Here is a 19539-nt window from a genome sequence, read left to right as displayed (position 1 = left end):
CGCCCCCGCTCCCACAACAGCGCTGTTGAGCTGGCCGTTTACAGCAGGCTGATGGGGTAGCTGACGATCAAGCGGTTTTCATCGAACTCGTTGTTGCTGTAGTCACGGCGCATGCTCGAATTGCGCAAGCGCACTGTCAGATTTCTCAGGGCGCCGCTCTGCACCGTGTAGCCCAATTCACTCTCGCGGCCCCATTCCTTGCCGTCGGTGACGGTGCCCGTGTGCACGTTGCTGCCGCTGATATAGCGGTTCATCAGCGTCAGGCCGGGCACGCCCAAGGCGGCGAAGTTGTAGTCGTGGCGCACTTGCCAGGATTTTTCCTCGGCGTTGTCGTAGCTGGAATTGTAACTGTCGTTGGCCAAGGTGCCGCCGCTGGTGCCGTTAACGCGCATCCACGCGCTGCTGCCGGTGAGTTTTTGCAGGCCGACGTAGAAGGTGTTGCCGCCGTACTTGGCCGAGAACAGGCCGGACCAGGTCTTGTTGTCCAGGCTGCCGGCGCGGGCGCTGCCGTCGTCCTTGCCGTAGAAGAACCCGAGGTTGGCGCCCACGGTCCAGTCGCCCACGGGCTGGCTGTGGATCAGGTTGACGAACTGCTGGCGGTAGATGTCCTTGAGCTGGGCATTCCACAGGCCGATTTGGGTGCGCTTGTCGTTGAACGCGTATTCGCCACCCTGGAAGTTAAAGCGGTCGGAGGTAAACGCGGGTTTACCGAACATCGACAGCTCGTTCATGCTGCTGTCGTCGCGCGGGCTGTTGGCGCGGAACTGGCCGCCGTAAAGCGTCAGGCCGGCGATTTCCCGGGAGGTGATCTGCCCGCCGCGCAGGGTTTGCGGCAAGGAGCGGCCATCGTCCGAACGCAGAATCGGCAGTACCGGCATCCATTCGCCGACCTTGACGTCGGTCTTGGAAATACGCGCCTTGAACGCCACGCCCAAACGGCCGAATTCATCGGCAGGGCGGCCGTCGTGGCCCAGCGGCAATAACTGTGTACCGCCCGTGCCGCGCCCGCCATCAAGCTTCAACGAATACAGCCCCAGCACATCCACACCGAAGCCTAGCGTGCCCTGAGTAAAACCGGACTTGGCATCCAGGATGAAACTTTGCGTCCACTCCTGCGCGCCGCCCTGGGCCCTGGTCGGGTTGGTGTAATTGCGGTTGAAGAAGAAATTGCGCAGGTTGAGGTTGGCGCTGGCGTCTTCGAGAAAGCCGTGTTCTTCGGCAATGACGGGCAAGGCAAAACTGGCGACGGCGGTGGCCAGCAATAGTTGGCGCGGGTGCAAGGTGTTCATGGCGTTGAACCTGTTGTTATTGGGGTTATGCAGGTGCGGGCCATGGTGCGCGGCGCTGCAGGCGCGATGAAAGTGGGGCAGGGCGGGTTGTGGGCGATGATCGAACGAATTTGTGCTGCGCTCGGCCCAACAGCTTCAGGTGTTCCGGTAATCAGCGCGCATAAAAAAAACCGCTTCCGGTGAGGGAAGCGGTTTGTTTTACAGCGCTACGATCAGAACAACTTCAGCGGCGGAGCCTGTTCTTTCAACGGCTCGTGCTGGGTGGTCTGCTCGTTCCAGCCACCGCCGAGGGCCTTGTACAGGTTGACCTCGCTGGTCAGCTGCGCCAGGCGGTCGGTGATCAGCGATTGCTGGGCACTGAACAGTTGGCGCTGGGCGTCGAGGAACGTCAGGTTGCTGTCGACACCAATGCGGTAGCGACGCTCGGCCAGGCGGTAGTAATCCTGGTTGGCTGCGACGAAGCCGCGCTGGGCATCCAGCTGTTGCTTGTAGGTTTCACGCGCGGCGAGGCCGTCGGAAACTTCCTGGAAGCCGGTCTGAATCGCCTTCTCGTAGTTCGCCACGTTGATCTCTTTCTGGATCTTCGAGTAGTCCAGGCTTGCGCGCAGGCTACCGGCATTGAAGATCGGGATGTTGATCTGCGGAGCAAACGACCAGGTACCCGAGCCGCCTTTGAACAGGCCGCCCAGGTTTGGGCTGGCAGTGCCGGCGCTGGCAGTCAGGCTGATGCTCGGGAAGAACGCTGCACGCGCTGCGCCGATATTGGCGTTGGCGGCTTTGAGGTTGTACTCGGCCTGCACAATGTCGGGACGACGTTGCAGCAGGTCCGAAGGCAACCCGGCAGGGACTTCGCTGAGCAGGTCATCCGCCAGCGGCTTGCTGGCGATATTCGCTGGCAGGCCAGTGCCCAGCAGCAGCGTCAGGCTGTTTTCGTCCTGCGCCACCTGACGCGTATAACGCGCCAGTGCCACGCGGGCGTTTTCTACCGAGGTACGCGCCTGGCTAAGGTCGAGGGCCGAGGCCACGCCGACTTCGTTGCTGCGCGAGGTCAGTTTGAAGCTCTGCTCGTAGGCGCCCAAGGTGTCCTGGGTCAGCTTGAGCAGTTCCTTGTCGGCCTGCCAGGTCAGGTAGGCGTTAGCCACGCTGGCCACCAGGCTGATCTGGGTGCTGCGACGCGCTTCTTCAGTGGCGAAGTACTTTTGCAGCGCTTCTTCGCTCAGGCTGCGTACGCGGCCGAACAGGTCCAGCTCATACGAGCTGATCCCCAAACCGGCCGAATATTGGCTACCGATAGTTGCTTCGCCGGTCTGCGACAGCCTGGCCGGGGTGCGCGAACGGGTGCCGCTGCCGGTGGCCGAGACCGCCGGGAACAGGTCGGCGCGCTGTATCTGGTACTGCGCCGCGTAAGCGTCGATGTTCAAGGCCGCAACCCGCAGGTCACGGTTGTTCACCAGTGCGGTCTGGATCAGCTGTTGCAGGGCAGGGTCATGGAAAAACTGCTTCCAGCCCTGTTCGGCAGCGGCCTGGCCCGGCGCCTGGGCCGACGAATACGCCGGCCCCTGCGGGAACTGGGCAGCCACCGGCGCCTCGGGGCGCTGATAGTCAGGTATCAGCGAGCAGCCACTGAGCACGAAGGCGGTGACGGCTAGGGAAAGTAGCGACTTGCTCATTGGCCAGCCTCTTTAGGAGTTTCAGTAGTCACCGTCTTTTTACGCGCGCCAATCGACGACACAGTTGCGAAGAACAGTGGCACCCAGAAGATTGCCAGGACGGTGGCGGTGATCATACCGCCAATCACGCCAGTACCGATTGCGTGTTGGCTGCCTGAGCCGGCACCCGACGAGATCGCCAGTGGCAATACGCCGAGGATGAACGCCATGGAGGTCATGATAATCGGCCGCAAACGCATGCGGGACGCCTCAATGGCCGCCTCGACGACGCCTTTGCCTTGCTCATGCAGCTCCTTGGCGAACTCGACGATCAGAATGGCGTTTTTCGCCGCCAGGCCCACCGTCACCAACAAGCCCACCTGGAAGAACACGTCGTTGGACAGGCCACGCATGCTGGTAGCGATCAACGCACCGACAACCCCGAGTGGCACCACCAACACGACAGCGATCGGGATCGACCAGCTTTCGTACAGTGCTGCCAGGCAGAGGAACACCACCAACAGCGACAAGGCGTACAGCGCAGGTGCCTGAGAACCGGACAAACGTTCTTCGTACGACAGGCCCGTCCAGGCGTAGCCGACACCCGCCGGCAATTGCTTGGCGAGACGTTCGACTTCGGCCATGGCGTCACCGGTACTGTAGCCCGGCGCCGGCGTACCGAGGATTTCCATCGCCGCTACACCGTTATACCGCGAGAGCTTGGGCGAGCCGAAGATCCACTTGCCGGAGGCGATGGCCGACAGCGGCACCATCTTCCCGGAGTCGCTGCGCACGTACCATTTGTTCAGGTCTTCGGGCGACATGCGGCTGGCGGCTTCGCCCTGCACGTAAACCTTCTTCACCCGACCACGGTCGATGAAGTCGTTGACGTAGCTGCCACCCAGGGCAATCGCCAGGGTCTGGTTGATGTTCGACAGCGTAATGCCTTGCGCACTGGCCTTTTCGTCATCGACGGTGAGCTCGTACTGCGGCTCATCGTTCACCCCGTTAGGGCGCACGCCGGCGAGGATTTTGCTCTGCGACGCCATGCCGAGGAACTGGTTACGCGCCTCCATCAGCTTGTCATGGCCGACACCGCCCTGGTCTTGCAGGAACACGTCGAAACCGGTGGCGTTACCCAACTCCAGTACCGACGGCGGCACGATGGCAAACACCATGGCGTCCTTGAACGTCTGCATGAAGTAGCCTTGCGCACGCTTGGCAATTTCAAATACCGACGTCGACGCGTCACGTTCATCCCACGACTTGAGCATCACGAATGCCAGGCCGGAACTCTGGCCACGGCCGGCGAAGTTAAAGCCGTTCACGGTAAACACCGATTTCACGCCCTTGCCTTCACCCGGCTCGCCTTCCTTGTCATTGAGCAGGTAGATACGCATGTCGTCGATGACTTTTTGCGTACGCTCAGCTGTCGAACCCACCGGCGTCTGCACCTGGGCAAAAATCACGCCCTGGTCTTCATCGGGCAGGAACGCCGCCGGGATCCGCATGAACAGCCAGATCATGCCGGCGAAGATCAGCAGGTACACCAAAAACGCCGGTATCTTGTGCTTGATCATGTTACCCACGCCGCGCTCGTAGCTGAGTACGCCACGGTCGAAGGTGCGGTTGAACCAGCCGAAGAAACCACGCTTGGGTTGGCCGTGTTTTTCAGGGTCGATCGGCTTGAGCATGGTGGCGCACAAGGCCGGGGTGAAAATCAGCGCAACCAGTACCGACAACGCCATGGCCGAAACGATGGTGATGGAGAACTGTTTGTAGATCACACCGGTGGAACCACCGAAGAACGCCATCGGCAGCAGTACCGCCGACAGTACCAGGGCAATACCCACCAGAGCGCCCTGAATCTGGCCCATGGATTTGACCGTCGCCTCTTTCGGCGACAGGTGTTCCTCAGCCATTACCCGTTCGACGTTTTCCACTACCACGATGGCATCGTCCACCAGCAAGCCGATGGCCAGGATCATGCCGAACATGGTCAGGGTGTTAATGGTGAAACCGAACGCGGCCAGAATCCCGAATGTACCCAGCAATACCACCGGAACGGTCATGGTGGTGATGATGGTGGCACGGAAGTTCTGCAGGAACAGGAACATCACCAGGAACACCAGCACGATCGCTTCGATCAGGGTGTGCACCACACCAGAGATCGATTCGGTGACCACCGGCGTGGTGTCATACGGCACTACCGCCTTCATGCCTGGCGGAAAGAACGGTTCCAGCGATTTCACGGTTTCGCGAATGGCTTTGGCGGTGTCCAGGGCGTTGGCACCGGAGGCCAGTTTGATCGCCATACCGGAAGCCGGGTTGCCGTTGAACTGCGCGCTGATGCTGTAGGTCTGGCCACCCAGCTCAATACGCGCGACGTCTTTGAGGCGAACCTGCGAGCCGTCGGTATTGACCTTCATCAGGATGTTGCCGAACTGTTCGGCTGTTTGCAGGCGGGTCTTGCCGATGATGGTGGCGTTCAGCTGCGTGCCGGGCAGGGCAGGCAAACCACCCAATTGGCCAGTCGCTACCTGCACGTTCTGTGCAGAGATCGCCGAGCTCACATCAACGGGCGTCAGCTGGTAATTGTTCAGCTTGGCCGGGTCGAGCCAGATACGCATGGCGTACTGCGAACCGAAGACCTGGAAGTCACCTACACCCGCTGTCCGCGAGATCGGGTCCTGAATGTTCGACACGATGTAGTTGGACAGGTCGTCCTTGGTCATGCTGCCGTCTTCCGACACCAGACCAATCACCATCAGGAAGTTCTTTACCGACTTGGTCACGCGGATACCCTGCTGCTGCACTTCTTGCGGCAGCAGCGGGGTCGCCAGGTTCAGCTTGTTCTGCACCTGAACCTGGGCGATGTCCGGGTTGGTACCCTGGTTGAACGTCACGGTGATGGTCATGCTGCCGTCGGAGTTACTGTCCGAGGAAACATAACGCAGGTTATCGATACCGTTGAGCTGTTGCTCGATCACCTGCACCACGGTGTCCTGCACGGTTTGTGCAGACGCGCCTGGGTAGGTCACCTGGATGTCGATGGCGGTTGGCGCAATGGCCGGGTATTGGTTGATCGGCAACTTCAGGATCGAGAGTGCCCCGACCAGCATGATCACCAGGGCAATTACCCAGGCGAAAATGGGACGGTCGATAAAAAATTTCGACATGGGTTACTCCCCTTTGCCAGGAGCGGCAGCGGCAGCAGGAGCAGCGGTATCGGCAGGCTTGGCGTTGTCAGCATCCTTGACCGTGACCTGGGCGCCAGGCTTGACGTACTGCAAGCCTTCGGTGATCACACGGTCACCGGCGTTCAAGCCTTTTTCCACCAGCCAGTAGGCGCCGTAAGTACGGTTGGCCACCAGTTCACGCTGTTCTACCTTGTTGTCGGCGTTGACGATCAGCGCCGTGGGTGTGCCCTTGAGGTCGCGGGTCACGCCTTGTTGCGGCGCCAGGATCGCCTTGCTGTTCACACCGGCTTGCAACTGGGCGTGCACGAACATGCCCGGCAGCAGGGTGTGGTCAGGGTTGGGGAACACGGCGCGCAGGGTCACGGAGCCAGTGGTCTGGTCGACCGACACTTCAGAGAACTCCAGCTTGCCGTCCTGGCCGTAGTCCGTGCCGTCTTCCAGGGTCAGTTTGACCTTGGCTGCGTTGGTGCCGGCTTTCTCCAGTTGGCCGCTTGCGAGGTCACGGCGCAGTTTGAGCATTTCAGCCGAGGACTGCGTGACGTCGACGTAGATCGGGTCGAGTTGCTGGATAACGGCCATGGAGTCGGTTTGGCCATTGCTGACCAGCGCGCCTTCGGTAACCGAGGAACGGCCAATACGCCCGGAAATCGGCGCGTACACCTTGGTGTAACGCACGTTGATTTGAGCGGTTTGAACGTTGGCTTCGGCGGTCATGCGGTTGGCCACGGCAGTGTCGTATTCCTGACGGCTCACGGCTTGCTCATCGACCAACTGCTTGTAGCGGTCGGTAATCGACTTGGTCTGGGTCAGCGTCGCTTGTGAGCTTTTCAGGTTCGCCTCATACACCGACGGGTCGATCTGATAAAGCTGCTGGCCTTCCTTCACATCGGCGCCTTCTTTGAACAGGCGCTTGAGAATGATGCCGTTGACCTGCGGCCGGACTTCCGCAATGCGGTAGGCGGTGGTGCGCCCCGGCAGTTCGGAGGTCAGGGTAAAGGCTTGCGGTTGAATGGTGACCACGCCGACCTGAGGGGTTTGGGCGGGCGGAGCCGCTTCTTCCTTTTTACATCCGCTGAGCAGTGATGCCAGGGCGACGGCAGTGACCAGAGCGGTAACAGCTGGCTTAAGTTGCATGAAGATCCTCGGGTCAGGCGCGCAGAGTGCGCACAAGAAGTGTGGAAGGGTAAAAAACAAGCCGTGAGTGGATAAGTAGCTTGCTACGCAATATACTTACGTTCATGGTTGTTTGTAAACTCTTGACAGGCTTTGCGCAATGTAGACAAAGCAATGCCCAAAGCCTCGATTTTAGTAAGTTCGGCGCCCATGACGGTGTCGTCCCACAATTATTCAGATGATGGTCCAGCACCATCCACAGTGTCCTGATTGAGGTTTTACTGCCATGGTTCGTCGTACCAAAGAGGAAGCTCAGGAAACGCGCAGCCAGATTCTCGACGCCGCCGAGCAGGCCTTTTATGACCGCGGGGTCGCGCGGACCACGCTGGCGGACATCGCCGCGTTGGCCGGTGTGACGCGCGGCGCTATTTATTGGCATTTCAGCAATAAGTCCGATTTGTTGCAGGCACTGCTCGACACGCTGCACGAACCCCTGGATGAATTGGCCCGGGCGAGTGAAAGCGAGGATGAAGTCGACCCGCTTGGCTGCATGCGTAAGCTGCTGATTCATTTGTTCCATCAGGTTGCTCTGGACCCGAAAACCCGGCGCATCAACGAGATTTTGTTTCATAAGTGCGAGTTCACCGATGAAATGTGTGACATGCGTCGCCAGCGCCAAACTCACAGCCTGGAATGCAACCTCCGTATCGGTCTGACATTGCGTAACGCGGTCCATCGCGGGCAACTTCCAGAAAATCTCGACACAGCCCGTGCTGCGGTGTGCATGCACGCCTATATAAACGGGCTGATTGGCCAATGGCTGCTGGTACCCGAGAGTTTTCAACTGCATCAGGAGGCTGAACGCTGGGTGGACGCAGGGCTGGATATGCTGCGCCTGAGCCCTGGGCTGCGCAATTGAGACAAAATGTGTAATTGCGTCTATTTGTGTCAGCAGTAAAGACTAGACACAGTTGATGTTCCGTTCACCTGATGGATGGGGTGACTTTATACGGGCTGGCGGGCGGTTGATAGGTAGTCGCCTAAGTATTTTGTAGCCGTTTTGTTGCAAGGGTGTGAAGGAATGTTACGCGGGGGCGTGTAGATCGAAAATAATGACGGAGACGAACCGCCGGGTGTGCGCTGTGTGGGAAGCCTCCCAACTGAAAGTAGGCCAGGTCTGGTTGCCGTCTATCTTCGTTGAGGTGAGCAGTTTAATGCTTCATTATCGGACCCTGCTTATTCAAAGGAAGGGATCCGACGCATGCTGGACGCAAACGCCACCCACATTGTTCTCAGCCTTGAGGGTGTTTCCGACGACCTGCAAGTCCTCGGGTTTGTAGGGCGCGAAGCCCTCAACCAGCCGTTCTGTTTCGACATCGAACTGGTCAGCTCGCGCCCCGACCTGAAACTTGAAGAACTGCTGCACACGCCCGGCCACCTGACCTTTGGCGCAACCGGGGAAGGCATCATCCACGGCCTGGTCTATCGTATCGAGCAGGGCGACTCGGGTAAAACCCTGACTCGCTACAGCATCAGCCTGGTGCCGCAACTCGCCTACTTGCAGCACAGCCAAGACCAGCGAATTTTCCAGCAACTGTCGGTGCCGAAGATCATCGCCCAAGTGTTGAAAGCGCACGGCATTTTGGCCGACGCTTACCGTTTCCAACTGGGCGCCACCTATCCGGACCGCGATTACTGCGTGCAGTACGACGAATCCGACCTGCATTTCATCCAGCGCCTGTGCGAAGAAGAAGGTATTCACTTTCATTTCCAGCACAGCGCCAGCGGCCACCAACTGGTGTTCGGTGATGACCAAACGGTGTTCCGCAAACTGGCGCCGGTGAATTACCAGCAAGACTCCGGCATGGCCGCTGAAACCCCCGTGGTCAAACGCTTCAACCTGCGCCTGGAAACCCGTACCAGCCAGGTCAGCCGCCTGGACTACAACTTTGAAAAACCGCGCCAATTGCCTAAAGGCTCGGCCCGCACCGACGCCTCGCCCGAACTTGAAGACTACGATTACCCCGGCCGTTTCACCGACGGCGCACGCGGCAAGCAGTTAGCGACGCGCGCACTGCAGCGCCATCGCAGCGACTACATCCTGGTTGAAGGCAAAGCTGATGAACCGACCTTGGTGAGTGGTCACTTCCTCAGCCTTGCTGAGCACCCGCGCACTGAATGGAACGACCTCTGGCTGCTGTTGGAGGTATTGCACGAGGGCAAACAACCACAAGTGCTGGGCGAAAACATCACCAGCGACGTCACTGATAACAAGGATGACTTTCACCAGGGTTACCGCAACAGCTTCCTCGCCACACCGTGGGACGCGCACTATCGCCCGGCGCTGGCGCATAAAAAACCGCTTGGCATGCCCAGCCAGACCGCTGTTGTCACCGGGCCAGCCGGTGAAGAAATCCACTGCGACCCCTACGGCCGCGTCAAAGTGCAGTTTCACTGGGACCGCGAAGGCCAGGCCGACGCCCACACCAGTTGCTGGCTACGCGTTGCCACCGGCTGGGCCGGCAATGCCTACGGCGGCATCGCGATTCCACGCATCGGCATGGAGGTGCTGGTCACCTTCCTTGAAGGCGACCCCGACCAACCGCTGATTACCGGCTGCCTCTACCACAAAGAAAACCGCGTGCCCTACGACCTGCCCGCCCACAAAACCCGCAGCACTTTCAAAACCCTCAGCTCGCCGGGTGGCAAGGGCTTCAACGAACTGCGTATCGAAGATAAAAAAGGCGCCGAGCAAATCTACCTGCACGCCCAGCGCGATTGGGATGAAAACATCGAACACGACCAAAAAATCCGCGTGGGCAACGAGCGCCACGACACCGTCGAGGCCAACGTGTTCAGCGAATTCAAGGTCGAGGAACACCGCATCACATCCCTGGATCGCAAAACCGAAGTGCGCGCAGATGACCACCTCACCGTCGGCGCAACCCGGCATATAAAGGCCGGCACCGCGCTGTTTGTGGAAGCCGGAACGGAAATTCACTACCACGCCGGCGAAAAAGTCGTTCTCGATGCAGGCATGGAACTGACGGCCAAGGCGGGTGGGAGTTTCATCAAAGTCGACGCGGGCGGGGTGACCGTCAGTGGTGCCAATGTGAAGGTGAATTCGGGAGGTGGCGCAGGTACTGGCTCAGGCCTGAATATTCTCGGCCCGTTGATCCCGGTGATCGTTGACCAGGCACGCGCAGGCGGCTTGCTCAAATCCCGAGTCAGCGAGCATTACAACGAACAACTGAAATTCGTCACCCGCAGTGGCAAACCCATCAAGTCCGTCAAGACGGCACTTATCCTGCCCTCCGAAACCGCACCGCAACTCGTCAAAAGCGACGCCAGCGGCCTGACCAACCGAGTCAAAACCGACGCCGAAGAACCGGTCAAGGCCCACCTGCTGTGGGATGGACTGATCGTGCCGGCCGGCGCAGATGACTACGAGGCAAGTAGAAAAAAATGAGCGCTCAACCGATTACCACGTTCAACACCAACACCCAGGAAGGCTCAGTGCACGAAGTCGTCCTGGGCTGCGACAAGCTATGGGCCATGGGCCAGGAAGAAGCCATCTGCCGTTTGAGTGACCGGCGCTCTCCGACGTCCAACAATTACGAGCTGGTCGCCGACTTCAGCGCGCGTGCCGCGCGGATTGCGGCGGCCTATGCGAGTTTTTATCTGGAGCAGGGCGAAGACGGGAAGCCGGAGCTGAAGGGACGATTTTACTGGATGGGGCTGGCCGCGTTTGCGAGTAAGCAGGTGAGGTGCGGGTTGGATTTTATTCCGAATGAGCCTTATTTGATTATGTCCCCTCCAATTGTTCAACCACCTTTGCGTATCGGTAAGAAAAATTTAGGTAAGGGTAATTTCTGGTTGTTCCAGGATATTTTTGTGTGGCACTGGTTTTATAGTAAGTATCCGGATCAATTTGACGAGTGCGCGCCGGAACGTGATGTGAGTAGTTTTGAGGGGCAGATCAAGGCGAATGTTGAAAGTTTGCCTTGGGCGGAGGATGCGCTGCCTGTTTTAAAAAACCTGCATGTCACCGATGACATATTAAAAGGTTTTGATTACATAGAGCAGGTAGAGAAATTGCCATCTGGGATTGAACGACGATCCAAGCAGCTGTTATCACTAAATGAAATTGCAAATCACGAGCAACGTAAAATTTTACAGCCTCTTATCTACGAGAATTTTTTGTTCCGGGCAACGCTGGATATGCAAGCATTTTTTGAGCGAGTTCCGTTGCTGCCCGTAAGGTTAGCAGCCTTTAGCACCGCCTGTGAGGTTGACGACCCTGAGCTAAGCGTTCAAATGAAAGAGGGTGACCTTTATAATGAAACTGATCGAATGGAGTTTATTGGGGCTATCGTTGATCAATTTCATGCACTTATGCGAGAGCGTAAAACCTATATGGAAAGCGAGATTTTTGAGATTTCCACATGGGCCAGTGTAAAATGAAATTTTATGCATCAATATTATTTTTAGCTGTTCTTACTGCATGCGACAATAGCGGGTCATCTATGCCAGATTATTCACGTCCTATTGAATTGGCTCTTGATTTTCCAGTTCAGAAAATGTTAAAAGATAGTCATGTTGAGTTTTCGTCAGAGTGCATGTCGGGTCTTGATCTCTGTTGGTATAAAATAAAAAACTCAGCGAATAGTAAGAGTCTTCCAAGTGTTGCGTTGAAAAGTGCCACGGGAACGCTTGAGCTTGATAATGTAATAAATATTACAGTTATAGTTGATGAGCGTGTGGGCGAGGCTGTTGAGAATATTAAAGTTACGCTGAGAGGCCTTCCAGATAATAGTACTCATGAGGACAGTATGGGGTTTATATCTCAATTGATAGACAGGGTTAAGAACTCGGGTTGGAAGCATTATTACTTTCCTAGCAATCCACGTATTTCGGGATCGCAAGCAGCAAAAATAATGACTCCCGATAAAGTACTAGAGCGTCCCGTATTGGGCCACCCATGGTTAGATCCTGACTATAAGCCCGACCTGGAACAGTGGCTAAAAACATCCGTCTATGAGTGGTATTTTTACAATGACGGGGCCTATTTAAGTGTGAATGCACGGCGCAATGACTCAAAAGACAACCCGACAAAAACGGGAACGTATCTGATAACCATGGAGTTTTTGACTGAGCGGCAGTACTGGGTATCCGATTTTGACGAAGATAAAGACAGAGCGAACTGGAAAGAGTTGTTGCCTGCACGATTAAAAAAATATCAAGACGCACGCCGTGACATTGAAGACAAAGCTCGCGCCAACGGGATAGAAATTGATGAGAGCTATCAGGATCCACCGATTAAAGCATTAAGCAGATAAGCTCAAATTACGGGTTGACCGGTACACACGACTGCGAGACTAGTGAAAAAAATGTGCCCTCAACCGATTACCACGTTCAACACCAACACCCAGGAAGGCTCGGTGCACGAAGCCGTTCTGGGCTGCGACAAACTCTCGGCCATGGGCCAGGAAGAAGCCATCCGCCGGTTGAGTGACCGGCGCTCTCCCACGTCCAAGAGTGATCGCATGCGCTTTATCGGGAATGTTGCTAAGCAATACCATAAATTGATGGAACAACAAAAGAACTATATTGAAGGTGAGATATACACAATTTCGACCTGGATGAATAAGTAATGAAAAATTACTGGGCGTTTATTCTTTTTGTTTTTCTCGCGGGATGTAATGAGAGCGGATCAGATATGACAGAAAAAAAAGCGCTTGTTCGAGTTGAGCTTCATAAGTCTATTCAGACGTTGGATGGCAGCCCAATAGAGTTTTCTAAAGAATGCATGGCAGGCTTAAATCTCTGTTGGTATAAAATAAATAAATCTGCGAATGATGTAAATCTTCCGGGTGTCGTGGTTAAGAATTCAAATGGTACGCTTGATCTAAAAAATGCAACCGACATAACTATTGTCGTCGATGATAGGGTGGGTAATAGTGTAGAGAATATTGATGTTGTTCTTAGAGGCTTGCCAGATAATAGTTCGCATGAAAAAAATAGAGATTTCATTTATCTGCTCATTAACGACATTAAATTATCAGGGTGGCATCATTACTTTTCTCCAAGCTCACCTAGAATTTCCGGTTCTCAAGCAGATAAAATAGACACTCCAGAAACTATACTCGGGCACTTTACATTGAGTCATCCCTGGCTTGATCCTGATTATAAAGTCGACATTGCTCGCTGGCTGAAAATATCTCTATATAGTTGGTATTTTTACAATGACGGGGCGTATCTACACCTAAGTGCATGGCGTAGAGATTCGAAAGATGACCCTAAGGAAACGGGTACTTATCTGATATCCTTGGAGTTTATGACAGAGAGAGAATACTGGGTAGCTGAATTCAGCGAAGATGCCGATAAGGCCCGTTGGAAAGAATTACTGCCAGCGCGATTAAAAAACTATCAAGAGGCACGCCAGCTAGCGGAGGACAAAGCTCGCGCCGCGGGTATAGAGATTGATGATACCTATTAAGACCCCCCATTCAAGCATTGAGCAGATGAATTCAGTTGAGTGACTGGGCATGGCGTTCGGTGTAGGCGCCTACGAGGCAAATAAAAAAATGAGCGCCTGGCCGATTACCACGCTCAACACAAATACAATGGAAGGTTCGGTCCATCAGTTGTTTTTGGGCTATGACATGCTGCGGGCTATGAGAGAAGTCATTTGTTAATTCAGAATGAAACCGATTATATGGGGCGCGAGATGCGCGCAATCTCTATATGGGCGAATGCGCGATGAAGTCACTCTGGTTCATAGTCATTTTTATTTTTTTAAACGGATGTAACGACCGCGAGTCGACTGTGACAGTCCATAACGCCAATGTGGAGTTAGCGCTCCACGTGTCTGCTCAAGAAACCATAGCCAATAGCGCGGAAAAATTTTCTAAAGAATGCATGAAAAATCTAGGTTTGTGTTGGTATAAAATTAGGAGGTCAGCGAACGAGAAAGATCTTCCCAGTGTTACTATCCAAAGCGCAGATGGTAAAATTAGTTTTCAGCATGCGATTGGTGTGACAGTGGTGGTAGACGATAAAATAGGGAAAAATATTGAAAATATTGGCGTAACTTTGAGGGCGTTGCCTGACAACAGTACGCATGAAGAAAATAGAAATTTTATAATTAATCTTCTCAAAGATATTAAAGTGGCAGGCTGGCAGCGTTTTTATCTTCCTGAAGAACCGCGAATTTCTGGCTCGCAGGCTGCGAAGATAGACGTTCCTGGTGAAGTATTGGGCCACCCGGTATTAAATCATCCATGGTTAGATCCCGACTATAAGATTGATATCGACCATTGGTTAAAGTCGGGCCCACTGTATAAGTGGTATTTTTACCATAATGATGAGTACCTTAGCTTAATGGCCTGGCGCCGGGACTCCAACGATAACCCAGGCAAAACAGGAACCTATCTGATTACTTTGGGCCTTAGATCAGAAAGAGAGTTCTGGCTTGCCGGTATCGTCGACAAGCAGGACAGGGCTAACTGGAAAGCCTTATTGCCAAAACGAATTGAAGAGTATCACGCATTACGTTCGGCACTTGAAAAAAAAGCTCGCGCCGCAGGCATCGAAATTGACGAGACCTATCAAGATCCACCGATTAATGCTTTGCGCAAGTAAGTTTCGTTGAGCGCCTTCACTAAAATCAGCCCCAAAAAAATGCCCGTATCTCTCGACACGGACATCTTTCACTTGGGCCAGTAAATTACCTCTACCGCCCCCTCACCACTACAAATCAGAGCGCCAGCGTCGGGTAGTCGATATAACCAACCGGCCCCTTGGCATAGAACGTTTCCGGGTGCGCTTCGTTCAACGGTGCATCGGCCTTCAAGCGTGCAGGCAAATCCGGGTTGGCGATAAACGGAACACCGAAGGCCACGGCGTCAGCCTTGCCGGCAGCCAGCCAGGCGTTGGCGCTGTCTTTGGTGAAGCGTTCGTTGGCGATGTAGGGGCCGCCGAAGGCTTTTTTCAGTTGAGGGCCGAGGCTGTCGCCGGCTTCTTTCTCACGCGAGCAGATGAACGCGATGCCACGTTTGCCCAGTTCGCTGGCGACGTAGGTGAAGGTTTCCGCCGGGTTGGCGTCGCCCATGTCGTGTGCATCGGCGCGCGGTGCCAGGTGCACACCGACGCGGCCGGCGCCCCAGACTTCGATGGCGGCGTCGGTGACTTCCAGCAGCAAGCGTGCACGGTTTTCCAGGGAGCCGCCGTACTGGTCGGTGCGCTGGTTGGTGCTGGTTTGCAGGAACTGGTCGAGCAGGTAGCCGTTGGCGCCGTGGATTTCCACGCCGTCGAAGCCTGCGGCCTTGGCGTTTTCAGCGCCTACGCGGTAAGCGTCGACGATGTCGGCGATTTCAGCGGTTTCCAGGGCGCGCGGGGTAGGGTAGTCGGCCAGTGGGCGAACCAGGCTGACGTGGCCGTCGGCTTTGATCGCGCTCGGTGCTACCGGGGTTTCGCCGTCGAGGTAGGACTCGTGGGAGATGCGGCCGACGTGCCACAGTTGCAGGAAGATTTTGCCGCCTGCGCCGTGAACAGCCTTGGTGACGTTTGCCCAGCCGCGTACCTGGTCGTTGGACCAGATGCCAGGGGTGTCCGGGTAGCCGACGCCCAGTGGGGTTACGGACGTGGCTTCGCTGAGGATTAAGCCAGCGGACGCGCGTTGTACGTAGTACTCGGCCATCATCGCGTTAGGCACGCGCCCGGCATCGGCGCGGCAGCGGGTCAGCGGCGCCATGATGATGCGGTTCGACAGTTCGAGGTCGCCCAGTTTGATCGGATCAAAAATAGTCGTCATGGGATAACACCCTTCTCTTTAAGTGGATTGATCAGTTGGTCGCAGGGGCCAGGTCGGCATCGCCGCTCTGACGAAAAGTAATCAGGGTCACCAGCAAGGCGAGGATAGCCAGGCCCGCGGCCGCCAGCGGCACGCTGGTCAGGCCGAAACCGTGGGCGATCACGCTGCCGCCGACCCACGCGCCGAGAGCGTTGCCGATGTTGAAGGCGCCGATGTTCAGGGTCGATACCAGGTTTGGCGCCGCTTTGCCGAAGGTCACCACGTTGATTTGCAGCGCCGGTACGGCGGCGAACGAGGCGGTGGCCCACAGGAACAGAGTGATTTCTGTCGGGATCAGCGCAACGCTGGTCCAGGTCAGTGCGGTGGAGATCACCGCCATGCTGATAAACACGCCGATCAAGGTGGCCGCCAGGCGTTTATCCGCCAGCTTGCCGCCGATGATGTTGCCCACGGTGAGGCCGAGGCCGATCAGCAGCAGGGTCCAGGTCACGCCTGTGGGCGATACGCCGGTGACATCGCCCAGCAACGGCGCAACGTAGGTAAACAGGGTGAACATCGAGGCGGCGAACAATGCGGTCATGCTCAGTGACAACCAGATGCCGGCCCCTTTGAGGGCGGCCAGTTCGGCGCGCATGTCGAGTTTTTCTTCGTCACGTTTGGCCGGCAGAAAGCGGATCAGGCCGATCAGCGCCACGATGCCAATCACGGTGACTGCCCAGAACGTCGAGCGCCAACCGGCTTCCTGGCCCAAGGCCGTGCCCAGTGGCACGCCGAGCACATTGGCGAGGGTTAAGCCGGTGAACATCAAGGCCACCGCCGACGCGCGTTTATTGGGCGGCACCAGGTTGGCGGCAACCACCGAACCGATACCGAAGAACGCGCCGTGGCACAGCGCGGTGACCACGCGTGCAAACATCAGCACGTTGTAGTCGCTGGCCAGTGCACAGAGCAGGTTGCCGACAATAAAGATGCCCATCAACGCCACCAGCGCGGCCTTGCGTGGCAGCTTGGCGGTGGCCAGTGCCATGAACGGCGCGCCTATGGCCACGCCCAAGGCGTAGCCGGTGACCAGCCAGCCGGCGCCGGGAATCGACACGCCCAAGTCCGCCGCCACATCGGGCAACAAGCCCATGATGACGAACTCGGTGGTGCCGATGGCGAAGGCGCTCAAGGCCAGTATGAGTAGCGAGAGGGGCATTTGCGTTTCCTTGTTACAGCGATGTGCTGGTTTGGGCGCCAAGTTCAGCGATGAACGCGGCGAGGAAGGCTTGGATAACTTCCTCGTTGCGCTTGAAAAAGTGCCACTGCCCGGTTTTCTGGCTGCTGATCAAGCCCGCGCGTTGCAGGGTCGCCAGATGGGCTGACACGGTCGACTGCGACAAGCCGCAGCGCTGGTCGATTTGCCCGGCGCAGATGCCGTATTCGTGGTTGTGCAGTTGCTCGGGGAATTGCGCTTTCGGGTCTTTCAGCCAGTTGAGAATGTCTCGCCGTACTGGGTGCGCCAGGGCTTTTATTATTTCGTCGAGGTCGATGGACATGGCGGGTGCTCGGTGTCGTAAAGCGTTATATCGCGATGAGGCGAACTTTAAATCGGTGTATCCCGATATACCAATATGATTTTGGTCTTAGGTCAGTCTAAATCGGTATATCGGGTTATAACGATACGTTGGCGGCAGTGATAGACTGCGCGCCATGAATTATCTCGCACATCTGCATCTCGGCGGCCCACTTCCTGCCCAACTGCTCGGCAGCCTGTATGGCGACTTCGTCAAAGGCCGCTTGCAGGGCCAGTTCAGCCCGCAAATCGAGTCGGCGATTCAGTTGCATCGCTCAATCGACCGTTTCACCGACAGCCACCCGCTGGTGGGGCAGGCGTTGTCACGTTTCAGCCTCACCCGCAGACGCTACGCGGGGATTGTGCTCGATGTGTTTTTCGACCATTGCCTGGCGCGCGATTGGGCGCTGTATGCCGACCAGCCTTTGGAGCGCTTTACCGCGCAGGTGTACCGCGTGCTGGCGGCCGAGCCCGAATTGCCGGGGCGCTTGGCGCACATTGCACCGTTTATGGCGGCGGATGATTGGCTGGGTTCTTACGCTGAATTTACGGTGATGGCGCCGGTGTTGCGCGGCATTTCACGACGGCTGACACAGCCTGAGGCGTTGGGCTATGCCATGCAGGAATTGCAGGCGTTGTATGAGCCGCTGAGTGAAGATTTTCGGGTGTTCTATCCCGAGTTGCAGAAATTTGCACAGTCCCAACTGACGACTGAGATCTAAATGTGGGAGGGAGCCAGACCCCTTCTATCAAACTACAAATAATCTATTGTTTTTTTTGAAATTTATCTAGGTTTGTGGCTTTGGTCTTGGGTGCATATCCGTTATTGAGGTTATGGCTTGTATTGGTTCCGCTCTTACAGCGGGTCACTTTTGAAAGGACCGGAAGCCGGCCCAGCCAAAAGTAACCAAAAGGTCCTCGCCCCACCACTCGGTGCCTCGCTGTGGCTCGGCATGCCCTCACTCCGATATTACGGAGCGGGCCGCCGCGACGGGGCGCCTTAGATCAAGATCACAAGCAGGCGGCCTGAAAGCCGACCCAATCTCCCATGCTGAATGCGGTCAAATGCGGGAGATTCTATGGCTGAAAAAACGGGACGCAGAGCGTCCGGAGCGGCATTACCACGCAGAGCGTGGGAACGATCATCTAAGCTGACCCAATCTCCCAAGCAGAATGCATTCAAACTGTGGGAGGGGGCTTGCTCCCGATGGCGGTGGATCAGTTAACTCATGTATCAACTGTAAAACTGCTATCGGGAGCAAGCCCCCTCCCACAAAAAGCAAAAAAAGCAGATCTGCTGTGTATGCAAATTCATGTATCAACTGTAAAACTGCTATCGGGAGCAAGCCCCCTCCCACAAAAAGCAAAAAAAGCAGATCTGCTGTGTATGCAAATCCGCCCTTGATCTGCTTCAACCACTCAGGTCGGCTTTCAGGCCGCCGTGCTCTTGCTTTTGATCTTAGAAGCGCCCCGTTAAACCACGATGGCCGCCCGCAGGCTTGAATCCGTGGGTAACCCGGCAGGACGCCGGGTTAGCCGCGCTGNCTGCTTCAACCACTCAGGTCGGCTTTCAGGCCGCCGTGCTCTTGCTTTTGATCTTAGAAGCGCCCCGTTAAACCACGATGGCCGCCCGCAGGCTTGAATCCGTGGGTAACCCGGCAGGACGCCGGGTTAGCCGCGCTGGGCCAAGGATGGCCCATCGCGGCGGCCCACGGATTCAAGCCTGCGGGCGGGCACACCGAGCCTAAGCGAGGTGCCAAGTGGTGGGGCGAGAGCGTTTTGGTTACTTTTGCGCTCTATCAAAAGTGACTCGCTGTAAGAGCCAGCCCTTTCAAGGTCTTTTGAGCTTAGCTGCCTTGAGTACCCGATCCGTCGACACGTGAGCATTCGCGGCTTTGCCTTCCAGCCACTCTTTGGG

General features: G+C 56.3%; 16 protein-coding genes. 9 read left to right on the top strand and 7 right to left on the bottom strand.

Annotated elements, in window-relative coordinates; all coding sequences use genetic code 11:
• Positions 1–38: 38 nt before the first annotated feature.
• Positions 39–1289, bottom strand: a complete 1251-nt coding sequence (locus AO240_RS22385; protein WP_099239317.1) for an OprD family porin — start codon at positions 1287–1289, stop codon at positions 39–41.
• Positions 1290–1331: 42 nt separating this feature from the next.
• Between AO240_RS22385 and AO240_RS28480 the strand changes: the two genes are divergently transcribed.
• Entirely contained in the window at positions 1332–1472 is a 141-nt protein-coding gene (locus AO240_RS28480; protein ID WP_177445854.1) for a hypothetical protein, read from the top strand.
• A 29-nt stretch (positions 1473–1501) separates the two neighbouring features.
• Here AO240_RS28480 and adeC read toward each other — a convergent pair whose 3' ends face one another.
• The 3 genes from adeC to AO240_RS22370 are packed head-to-tail and all read right to left on the bottom strand — an operon-like array spanning position 1502 to position 7272.
• A complete protein-coding gene (adeC, locus tag AO240_RS22380) occupies positions 1502–2959 on the bottom strand; it encodes an AdeC/AdeK/OprM family multidrug efflux complex outer membrane factor (RefSeq protein WP_099239315.1) in 1458 nt (485 codons plus the stop codon).
• Complete coding sequence (locus tag AO240_RS22375) at positions 2956–6117, bottom strand: efflux RND transporter permease subunit (RefSeq protein ID WP_058413587.1); 3162 nt, start codon at positions 6115–6117, stop codon at positions 2956–2958. Before AO240_RS22375 ends, adeC begins: the two co-directional genes overlap by 4 nt.
• A gap of 3 nt (positions 6118–6120) precedes the next feature.
• The gene (locus AO240_RS22370; RefSeq protein ID WP_099239313.1) at positions 6121–7272 is read right to left on the bottom strand and encodes an efflux RND transporter periplasmic adaptor subunit; all 1152 of its coding nucleotides are present in this window, start codon (positions 7270–7272) and stop codon (positions 6121–6123) included.
• A gap of 265 nt (positions 7273–7537) precedes the next feature.
• Between AO240_RS22370 and AO240_RS22365 the strand changes: the two genes are divergently transcribed.
• From AO240_RS22365 to AO240_RS22335, 7 genes are all read left to right on the top strand, one after another.
• Positions 7538–8170, top strand: coding sequence for a TetR family transcriptional regulator (locus tag AO240_RS22365; RefSeq protein WP_099239311.1), 633 nt, complete (start codon positions 7538–7540; stop codon positions 8168–8170).
• 342 nt (positions 8171–8512) lie between these two features.
• Complete coding sequence (locus AO240_RS22360) at positions 8513–10720, top strand: type VI secretion system tip protein VgrG (RefSeq protein ID WP_099239309.1); 2208 nt, start codon at positions 8513–8515, stop codon at positions 10718–10720.
• The gene (locus AO240_RS22355; protein ID WP_256586028.1) at positions 10717–11715 is read left to right on the top strand and encodes a DUF2515 family protein; all 999 of its coding nucleotides are present in this window, start codon (positions 10717–10719) and stop codon (positions 11713–11715) included. The genes AO240_RS22360 and AO240_RS22355 overlap by 4 nt, the downstream gene beginning before the upstream one ends.
• A complete protein-coding gene (locus AO240_RS28475; protein ID WP_143505441.1) occupies positions 11712–12590 on the top strand; it encodes a hypothetical protein in 879 nt (292 codons plus the stop codon). Before AO240_RS22355 ends, AO240_RS28475 begins: the two co-directional genes overlap by 4 nt.
• A gap of 102 nt (positions 12591–12692) precedes the next feature.
• Positions 12693–12905, top strand: coding sequence for a DUF2515 family protein (locus AO240_RS22345; RefSeq protein WP_143505439.1), 213 nt, complete (start codon positions 12693–12695; stop codon positions 12903–12905).
• On the top strand, positions 12905–13750 hold the full coding sequence (locus tag AO240_RS22340; RefSeq protein WP_099239304.1) for a hypothetical protein: 846 nt from the start codon (positions 12905–12907) through the stop codon (positions 13748–13750). Before AO240_RS22345 ends, AO240_RS22340 begins: the two co-directional genes overlap by 1 nt.
• Before the next feature lie 368 nt (positions 13751–14118).
• Entirely contained in the window at positions 14119–14895 is a 777-nt protein-coding gene (locus tag AO240_RS22335) for a hypothetical protein (RefSeq protein ID WP_143505437.1), read from the top strand.
• Positions 14896–15010: 115 nt separating this feature from the next.
• Here AO240_RS22335 and AO240_RS22330 read toward each other — a convergent pair whose 3' ends face one another.
• Genes AO240_RS22330 through AO240_RS22320 form a run of 3 tightly spaced genes read right to left on the bottom strand, consistent with a single transcriptional unit; the run spans position 15011 to position 17604 of the window.
• On the bottom strand, positions 15011–16066 hold the full coding sequence (locus AO240_RS22330) for an alkene reductase (protein WP_058413580.1): 1056 nt from the start codon (positions 16064–16066) through the stop codon (positions 15011–15013).
• 31 nt (positions 16067–16097) lie between these two features.
• Complete coding sequence (locus AO240_RS22325) at positions 16098–17264, bottom strand: MFS transporter (RefSeq protein WP_099239300.1); 1167 nt, start codon at positions 17262–17264, stop codon at positions 16098–16100.
• 13 nt (positions 17265–17277) lie between these two features.
• Entirely contained in the window at positions 17278–17604 is a 327-nt protein-coding gene (locus AO240_RS22320) for a helix-turn-helix transcriptional regulator (protein ID WP_099239298.1), read from the bottom strand.
• Between the two features lie 154 nt (positions 17605–17758).
• Here AO240_RS22320 and AO240_RS22315 point away from each other — a divergent pair, with 154 nt between their 5' ends.
• Complete coding sequence (locus AO240_RS22315) at positions 17759–18343, top strand: ACP phosphodiesterase (RefSeq protein ID WP_099239296.1); 585 nt, start codon at positions 17759–17761, stop codon at positions 18341–18343.
• Positions 18344–19539 lie beyond the last annotated feature (1196 nt).

The sequence above is a fragment of the Pseudomonas sp. ICMP 460 genome (assembly GCF_002723595.1).
Lineage (GTDB): Bacteria > Pseudomonadota > Gammaproteobacteria > Pseudomonadales > Pseudomonadaceae > Aquipseudomonas > Aquipseudomonas kitaguniensis.
This window is presented reverse-complemented; position numbering and strand designations above follow the sequence as displayed.

Bases quoted from the DNA above. Each gene is read 5' to 3' on its own strand.
- AO240_RS22320 (WP_099239298.1), bottom strand. From the start codon at position 17,604: ATGTCCATCGACCTCGACGAAATAATAAAAGCCCTGGCGCACCCAGTA.
- AO240_RS22370 (WP_099239313.1), bottom strand. From the start codon at position 7,272: ATGCAACTTAAGCCAGCTGTTACCGCTCTGGTCACTGCCGTCGCCCTG.
- AO240_RS28475 (WP_143505441.1), top strand. From the start codon at position 11,712: ATGAAATTTTATGCATCAATATTATTTTTAGCTGTTCTTACTGCATGC.
- AO240_RS28480 (WP_177445854.1), top strand. From the start codon at position 1,332: ATGGTGCGCGGCGCTGCAGGCGCGATGAAAGTGGGGCAGGGCGGGTTG.
- AO240_RS22340 (WP_099239304.1), top strand. From the start codon at position 12,905: ATGAAAAATTACTGGGCGTTTATTCTTTTTGTTTTTCTCGCGGGATGT.
- AO240_RS22315 (WP_099239296.1), top strand. From the start codon at position 17,759: ATGAATTATCTCGCACATCTGCATCTCGGCGGCCCACTTCCTGCCCAA.
- AO240_RS22375 (WP_058413587.1), bottom strand. From the start codon at position 6,117: ATGTCGAAATTTTTTATCGACCGTCCCATTTTCGCCTGGGTAATTGCC.
- AO240_RS22355 (WP_256586028.1), top strand. From the start codon at position 10,717: ATGAGCGCTCAACCGATTACCACGTTCAACACCAACACCCAGGAAGGC.
- AO240_RS22385 (WP_099239317.1), bottom strand. From the start codon at position 1,289: ATGAACACCTTGCACCCGCGCCAACTATTGCTGGCCACCGCCGTCGCC.
- AO240_RS22365 (WP_099239311.1), top strand. From the start codon at position 7,538: ATGGTTCGTCGTACCAAAGAGGAAGCTCAGGAAACGCGCAGCCAGATT.
- AO240_RS22330 (WP_058413580.1), bottom strand. From the start codon at position 16,066: ATGACGACTATTTTTGATCCGATCAAACTGGGCGACCTCGAACTGTCG.
- adeC (WP_099239315.1), bottom strand. From the start codon at position 2,959: ATGAGCAAGTCGCTACTTTCCCTAGCCGTCACCGCCTTCGTGCTCAGT.
- AO240_RS22360 (WP_099239309.1), top strand. From the start codon at position 8,513: ATGCTGGACGCAAACGCCACCCACATTGTTCTCAGCCTTGAGGGTGTT.
- AO240_RS22325 (WP_099239300.1), bottom strand. From the start codon at position 17,264: ATGCCCCTCTCGCTACTCATACTGGCCTTGAGCGCCTTCGCCATCGGC.